Source organism: Paraconexibacter sp., assembly GCF_041602235.1.
Lineage (GTDB): Bacteria > Actinomycetota > Thermoleophilia > Solirubrobacterales > Solirubrobacteraceae > Paraconexibacter.
Map to the genome: position 1 here is coordinate 1 of NZ_JBFIGP010000207.1, position 7,122 is coordinate 7,122.

8 protein-coding genes are annotated in these 7,122 nt (G+C 72.7%); 3 read left to right on the forward strand and 5 right to left on the reverse strand.

Annotated elements, in window-relative coordinates:
* On the reverse strand, positions 1–728 hold a 728-nt coding region (locus ABYE80_RS14915), incomplete at its 3' end, for an ABC transporter substrate-binding protein (RefSeq protein WP_372791079.1).
* Between the two features lie 64 nt (positions 729–792).
* Here ABYE80_RS14915 and cofH point away from each other — a divergent pair.
* Both cofH and greA read left to right on the forward strand, forming a co-directional pair.
* Positions 793–3,045, forward strand: a complete 2,253-nt coding sequence (gene cofH, locus ABYE80_RS14920) for a 5-amino-6-(D-ribitylamino)uracil--L-tyrosine 4-hydroxyphenyl transferase CofH (RefSeq protein ID WP_372791080.1) — start codon at positions 793–795, stop codon at positions 3,043–3,045.
* Positions 3,042–3,518 (forward strand): transcription elongation factor GreA, encoded by a 477-nt coding sequence (greA, locus tag ABYE80_RS14925; RefSeq protein WP_372791081.1) that lies wholly within the window; start codon positions 3,042–3,044, stop codon positions 3,516–3,518. The genes cofH and greA overlap by 4 nt, the downstream gene beginning before the upstream one ends.
* A gap of 48 nt (positions 3,519–3,566) precedes the next feature.
* On the opposite strand, the gene cofE is transcribed toward greA, so the two are convergent.
* The 4 genes from cofE to npdG are packed head-to-tail and all read right to left on the reverse strand — an operon-like array spanning position 3,567 to position 6,575.
* A complete protein-coding gene (gene cofE, locus ABYE80_RS14930; protein WP_372791082.1) occupies positions 3,567–4,313 on the reverse strand; it encodes a coenzyme F420-0:L-glutamate ligase in 747 nt (248 codons plus the stop codon).
* Positions 4,310–4,966 (reverse strand): 2-phospho-L-lactate guanylyltransferase, encoded by a 657-nt coding sequence (cofC, locus tag ABYE80_RS14935; RefSeq protein ID WP_372791083.1) that lies wholly within the window; start codon positions 4,964–4,966, stop codon positions 4,310–4,312. Before cofC ends, cofE begins: the two co-directional genes overlap by 4 nt.
* Positions 4,963–5,904 (reverse strand): 2-phospho-L-lactate transferase, encoded by a 942-nt coding sequence (gene cofD, locus ABYE80_RS14940; RefSeq protein WP_372791084.1) that lies wholly within the window; start codon positions 5,902–5,904, stop codon positions 4,963–4,965. Before cofD ends, cofC begins: the two co-directional genes overlap by 4 nt.
* A complete protein-coding gene (npdG, locus tag ABYE80_RS14945; RefSeq protein WP_372791085.1) occupies positions 5,901–6,575 on the reverse strand; it encodes an NADPH-dependent F420 reductase in 675 nt (224 codons plus the stop codon). Before npdG ends, cofD begins: the two co-directional genes overlap by 4 nt.
* A gap of 26 nt (positions 6,576–6,601) precedes the next feature.
* On the opposite strand from npdG, the gene ABYE80_RS14950 reads away from it, so the two are divergent.
* The coding region (locus ABYE80_RS14950; RefSeq protein ID WP_372791086.1) for a hypothetical protein at positions 6,602–7,122 on the forward strand (521 nt) is incomplete at its 3' end.

Here is a 7,122-nt window from a genome sequence, read left to right on the forward strand (position 1 = left end):
AGGGCCTTGACCACGGCGGAGACCAGCGAACGGCGGTCCTGCAGCGTCGTGCTGGTCGTGCAGAGCACCAGCTCGGGGTAGCTGGGCGCGCCGTACGCGTCCAGGCGGAAGATCCTGGTGGCGGGCCGCTGGCGTTGCAGCGCGACGCCCTCGACGTTCCAGAACGCGGTAGCGGCGTCGACCTTCCCGCCCAGCAGGGCGGGGACCGCCGTGAACCCGATGGTCGTGGTCTCGACCCGATCGGGGTCACCGCCGTCGGCCTCGACGATCGAGCGCAGGACGGCGACATCGCTGGGCAGGCCCGTGACCCCGACCCGGCGACCCTCCAGATCCCTGGGACGCTGGATCTCCGGCGCCGCGAGGATGCTGGCGAGCGGCTGCTGCACGACCGGCATGACCGCGACGAGGTCGGCGCCCTTCTCGCGGGCGATGGCGAGGTCGTGCAGGTCGAGGATCGCGAAGTCCACGCGCCCGGCACTCAGCAGCTTGACGGCGTCGGTCGAGTCCGACGGGGGCTTGATCTCCAGGCGTGCCCCCTCGGCCTCGTCGAAGCCGCGCGAGCGGGCGAGGTAGATGCCGGTGTGGACGGCGCCGGGGGTGAAGTCCAGCAGGAGCGTCGCCTCCTCGTTGGGGCGGGCGGAGGACCCCGAGGTGCCGCAGGCGGGCAGGGCGAGCATCACCGCGGCGAGCAGCGGGACGAGCAGGGTGCGGGGTCGGACGCTGGGCATGTGCGGGGCAGGGTACGCGGTGGTGCCTGTCCGGGCGCGGGCCCCCCTCACTAGACTCCCGGCGATGCGTCGCCGCGTCACCTTCTCGCGCAACGTCACGCTGTCGCTGTCGCGCACGTGCCAGTGCTACTGCAAGTACTGCGCGTTCAAGACCCACCGCGCGCACCTCTACTCGCCCCAGGAGGTGCTGCAGCAACTCGATCGCGCGGCCCGCCGCAACGTGAAGGAACTGCTCGTCCTCACGGGGGAGAAGCCCGAGGTGAACGCCGAGGTCGCCGCCCGCCTGCGCGAGTACGGACACGAGGACTTCACCGGCTACGTGGTGTGGACGTGCGAGCGGGCGCTGGAGCGCGGGCTGCTCCCGCACACCAACCTCGGGGTGCTCTCGAAGGAGGACCTCGCGCGCCTGCGGGAGGTGACCGCGTCGCAGGGCCTGATGCTGGAGTCGATCCGCGACGATCTCGTCGCGCATCAGGGCTCGCCGACGAAGTCTCCGCACCGGCGCCTGGAGACCATCCGCTGGGCCGGCGAGCTGAAGATCCCCTTCACGAGCGGGATCCTGGTCGGGATCGGCGAGACCCCCGAGGACCGGTTCGCCGCGATCGACGCGCTGGCCGAGGTCCACGCCGAGCACGGGCACCTGCAGGAGCTGATCCTGCAGAACTTCGTTCCCCACGACGCCTACTACGGTCAGGAGGTCGCGGACATCGCCGGGGACGCGGCCAGGCGGGCCTGGGCCACCGGACTGTGGGACGGGGACGCCGAGCGCCCGCGGAAGGATCTCCCGGCGTGGGCCACGGGTGTCACGATCGAGGAGATGGAGGACCTCGTCGGCCACGTCCGCCGGACGATGCCCGAGGTCGGCGTGCAGATCCCGCCGAACCTCGCCGACTGGTGGCCGCGGCTCATCGACGCCGGCGCGACCGACCTCGGGGGGCTCTCGGCCAACGGCGACCACATCTCGCCGGAGCACCCGTTCCCGTCGCCGCACCAGGTCCGCAAGGAGCTCGCGCCGCGCGGGTACGCGCTGACCGAGCGCCTGTGCGTGTACGGCAGGTACCTGGAGTCCGATTGGGTCGCACCCGCCGTCATGGACGTGGTGCGGTCCCGCTACTGGTCCTTCATCCCGCGGCGCGGGTCCGGGCGCACCGAGTCGCCGCGTCCGATCCGCCGCGATCTCGTGCCCGCCGCGATCGCCAAGGGCCGTGACGGCCTGTGGCTTGACGAGGACGAGCTGACCGCCCTCTTCGCCGAGACGCGGCCGGAGGCGGTCGAGGACCTGCGCCAGGCCGCCGACGAGCTGCGAGCGGAGCTCGCGGGCGAGGACGTGACCTACGTCGTCAACCGCAACATCAACGTCTCGAACGTCTGCACCGTCGGCTGCGCGTTCTGCGGCTTCGGGCAGTCCCGGCGCTCACCGGACGCCTACACCCACTCCCGCGAGGACTTCGCGGCCCGGGTCGCCGACGCCGTCGCGTTCGGGGCGACCGAGCTGTGCATCCAGTCCGGGATCCACCCGGACTGGACGTTCGAGGACTACCTGGGATGGCTGCGCTTCGCCAAGGAGCTCGAGCCCACCCTGCACCTCCACGCCTACTCGCCGATGGAGATCGACCACATGGCGACCGTCAGCGGGCTGTCGCTCGACGCGGTGTTCGCGCAGCTGCGCGATGCCGGGCTCGGGTCGACGCCGGGCACGGCCGCCGAGGTGCTGCACGACGGCGTCCGCGAGCGCATCAGCCCGAACAAGCTGCCCGCCGGTCGCTGGGTCGAGGTCATCGAGGCGAGCCACCGCGCCGGCCTGCGGTCGACGTCCACCGTGATGTTCGGGCACATCGAGGAGCCGTGGGAGCTCGCCGAGCACCTGCGCGTAGTTCGTGCGCTCCAGGAGCGCACGGGGGGCATCACCGAGTTCGTGCCGCTGTCCTTCATCCCGTTCCACACGATGCTCGGCCGCACGCACGGCGTGGAGGAGCTCTCGGCCGAGGAGAACCTCAAGCACACCGCGGTCTTCCGGCTGGCCCTGGGCCGTTCGATCCGCAACCTGCAGGCCTCGTGGGTGAAGATGGGGATCGAGGCGGCGACCGAGTCGCTGCGATGGGGCGTCAACGACCTGGGAGGAACCCTCATGGAGGAATCGATCAGCCGGATGGCGGGCAGCCAGCACGGGGTGCGCCTGGATCCCGAGGACCTCGTGTCGGCGGCGCACCGCGCGGGCCGTCCTGCGGCCGAGCGGACCACGTTGTACGACATCCGTCGCCGCATCCCCGTCGGTGGCTCGGTGGCCGGGGCGATGCTCGTGGAGACCGCGGCATGAGCGGCGCCGACGGCGGCGAGGCGATCACGGCCGAGGGTCTGGAGGCGCTCAAGGCGGAGTTGCACGAGCTCGAGACGACCGCCCGGCAGGAGATCGCCAAGCGCATCTCGTTCGCCCGCGACATGGGGGACCTGAAGGAGAACGCCGAGTACCACATCGCCAAGGAGGACCAGGGACACCTGGAGACCAAGATCCTCCGGCTCCAGGACCGCCTGCGCAATGCGGTCGTCGTGGAGCCCACGGGCGGCGGCGACGTCGTGGGCTTCGGCTCGACGGTCAAGGTCCGCGACGAGACCACCGAGCGGGAGGCGACCTACCAGATCGTCGGCCCGACCGAGGCCGATGCGGCCGCCGGCAAGCTGTCCGCCGAGTCGCCCGTCGCCGAGGCGCTCGTCGGCGCGAAGGTCGGCGAGACCGTGCGGGTCGAGACCCCGCGCGGCGAGCGACCGATGGTCGTCCTGGAGATCTCCTAGCCCGCGGCGACGCGCCGGTCGAGAGGACCGGCGCGCATCACCGCCCCGCTAGCGGAACAGGTCCTCGTCGAGCGGTCGCACGAGCGCGGCCGCGCCCGGTCCGTCGTCCTCGGTGACGTGCGAGGCCAGCCCGCGCAGCACCACCACCGGTGTCCCGCTCGTCTTGCCGCGGACGAGGTCGGCGGCAGCGGCGGCCTGGTCGGCCGTCGCGATCCACGTGGCGCGGAGCTCGCGGTCGTCGGCGTCGCGGCCGCCGCGGAGGTCCTGGAGGGGGGCCAGCCCCGCGACGCCGATGGCGACGTCGCACTGACCGTGACGCCATGCGCGACCGAAGGAGTCCGTCACGACCACCGCGACCCGGCGGCCGGTCAGCGCACGGAGCGCGCCGCGCAGGCGCCGGGCGGAGGCGTCAGGGTCCCGGGGAAGGAGGACGAGCGTGTCGGCGGACCCGGCGTTGGACGCGTCCACCCCCGCGTTGGCGCAGACGAACCCGTGCCGGGTCCGGCAGATCAGCACGCCGTGCTCGGCACGGAGCACCTCGGCGCTCTCGTCGAGCACGACCTGCACCGCGCGCGGGTCCTTGTCCCCGGTCTCGGCGAGCTCCACCGCGCGGGGCGAGGGCGTGATGTCGGCCAGCCGGACCGTCCGGCCCTCGCACTTGGACACGGCCTTGTGGGCGACGACCACGACGTCGTCGTCGTCGAGCTGGGCGCGCGCCGCGATGAGCGCGGCGAGATCGTCTCCGGCGGCCAGACCCGGAAGTCCCGCGACCGGCGTCGCGAGCAGCGCGCTCACCGCCGGGCGAGGCGGTTCAGCATGCCGCGCGTGTGCGCCGCACCGCCGATGCGGACCGCGAGGGCGTCCCGGAGGGCCTGCAGGTCGTCGAACGTGTCGACGTCGAGCGAGAGCGACGGCACCTCGCGCACCTCGCCCGGGACCCCGGCGGCGCGGGCGAGCTCGAGGTGACGGGCGCAGGAGTCCGGTCCGAACGAGGGCTCCATCACGTCGGGCGGGCTGAGGATCAGCGCGTTGGTGCCGGTGCCGTGACGGTCGGGGACGACGACGACGCCCGGCGGGTCGCCGACGGTCCCCAGGAGCGCGTCGACCTCGTCGGGCGCCAGCGCGGGGCAGTCGCCGGGGACGAGCAGGACGCGGCGCGCCCCCCGCTCGCGGGCCGACCGGATCCCGATCATCGCCGCAGCGCTGTGCGTGGTGTTCTCGTCGTCCAGCACGGGCTCGGCGTCGTAGCCGTTGGCCAGGGCCTCCGCCGCGGGCTCGGACGTCACGACGATCACCCGGTCCACGCGCTTGGAACGCCGCAGCGCGATGAGGACGTCGGTGACCATCGCCTCGCTCAGCGCCTTGCGGGTGCTCGTCCCGATGTGATCGGCCAGTCGCTGCTTGGCGTCGCCGAAGCGCTTGACGGGGACGACGGCGATGGTGCTCACGCGGTCAGCCCCAGCGCGAAGGTGAGGGTCTCGCGAGCGAGGCGCTCGCGAGCGGCGGCGTCGGTCATCAGGGTGTCGGTGCGCAGCACGGGCAGGTCCAGGGCAGGGGCGGCCTCGTCCGTCACGAGGCCGCGGAGGAGACCACGGTAATGGTCGGCGACCCCCGCCGCGTCCAGGGTACGGCCCGCCCAGGCCATGAACGCGGCGGTCGGGCCCTTGACGACCTCGCCGGCGACGACGGGGCTGACGGCGACCACGGGGGCGGCGGTGTCCCTCAGGGCCGCGCGGATCCCGGGGACGCCGAGGATGGGATCGATCGAGATCACGGGGTTCGACGGTCCCACGATCACGGCGCGCGCGGCGGCGATCGCCTCGAGGACCTCCGGCGGGGCGACGGCCTGCTCGATGCCGTCGAAGGCCAGGTCCTCGACCGGACCTTCGGCGCGATCGCGGATCATGAACTCCTGGAAGGGCGTCCACCGTCCGCGGGCCCGGACGCGCGTGCGCACGGGCCGGTCGCACATCGGCAGCACGCGGGCTCGGACCCCGAGGGCCGCGGTGAGCTCCGCCAGCGCGTCGGTCAGCCGGGCTCCGGCGGCGAGACGCTCGGCCCGCCGCAGGCCGATGGCGAGATCGCGGTCGCCGAGGTTGAACCACACGTCGACGCCGAGGTCCCGCAGCCCCTGCATCACGCAGAACGTGTCGCCCTCCAGGCCCCACCCGCGCTCGTCGATCCGGTCCGCCAGCCAGAAGGCGCAGAGGTCGGGATCGGGGCAGACGTAGGCGCCGTACATCTCCACGTCGTCGCCGGTGTTGGCGACGACGACGAGGTCGGCGCCCACGACGTCGAGCATGCCGCGGGCGAGCCGGGCGCCGCCGGTGCCTCCGGCGAGGACGACGACCGGACCCGTCCGGTCGTCGCGGGGGGCGTCGGTCACGCCGACGGCAGGCCGGTGATCCGGATGCCCGCGTGGGTCTTGTGGCGGACGTTGATCCCGATGAGCAGGGGGGTGAGCGACTCGACGATCCGGCTCATCTCCAGCCGGCCGGCGTCCACGCCACGCAGACCGTCGATCGCGCCGATCAGCTCGATGACCCGCTGCTTGTCCTCCTTGACGTCGCCGCAGACCAGGATGTCCTCGTCGAGTTGCCAGTCGAGGTCGCCGAGGTGGGCCGCCGCGACCGTGTGGAAGGCGCTCACCACGCGCACGCCGGCGGGCACCATCTCCTGCGCCTGCTGCGCGGCCGAGCCCTGCCACACGCCCAGCGTGCGCGTCGCCTTGCCGCTGACGGCCGCCGCGAGCGGCACGGTCGCGTCGATGACGAGCTGACCCTCGCGCAGGGTCTGCTTGAGGTTGGTGAGCGTCTCGGACTGGTTGCGGAACGGGACCGAGAGGATGACCGTGTCGCTCTCCGCCGCCGCGACGTCGTTGGCGTAGCCGGCGAACGACCCCTCGGGCACCGCCGCCGCCGCCCGTGCCGCCGCCTCCTCCGCGCGCGCGGCGTCGCGCGATCCGATGACGACGGGGATGCCGGCGCGGCCGAAGCGGACAGCGAGTCCGTAGCCGAGCGCGCCGGAGCCACCGATGATGGAGATGGGGTCGGTCATGGGCGCGGGAGTATAGATTCCGCCTCATGCGACTCGATGGCAGGAGGACGCGGACCACCGTGGCGGGGGGTGTGGGCCTGGTGCTCGCGCTCGTGGCGATGGCGCACGGTGCGTCGACGACCCCCAACTACGGGAAGCTGATCGTCCAGTCCTACAAGCAGAAGGCTCCCGCCACGCTGGGGTACCACTGCGTCCCGAAGGAAGACGGCACCGGTGGGGTGTGCACCGACGCGGAGTACCCGCTGAAGTTCACCAACACGGTCACGATCCGTCCGAACGGGACGGTCACGGTGCTCCTCGGCGCCCCGGCGGACTTCCTGCGCTGGCGCACCGCGCGGATCGACGGACGCGGGCAGGAGCAGCTCACCGCCCTCGGTGAGGGCCGTGCGGTCACGAAGACGCGCAAGCGGTGGCGGATCAAGCTGCCCAAGCGGATCTCCCGCACCACGGATCTGATGGGCTTCGACGTCGTCTACAGCAACGCGTACTCGTCGTTCGAGATCGGGGCGAAGGTCGGGAAGACCGTGCCGACGAAGAAGAAGAAGTC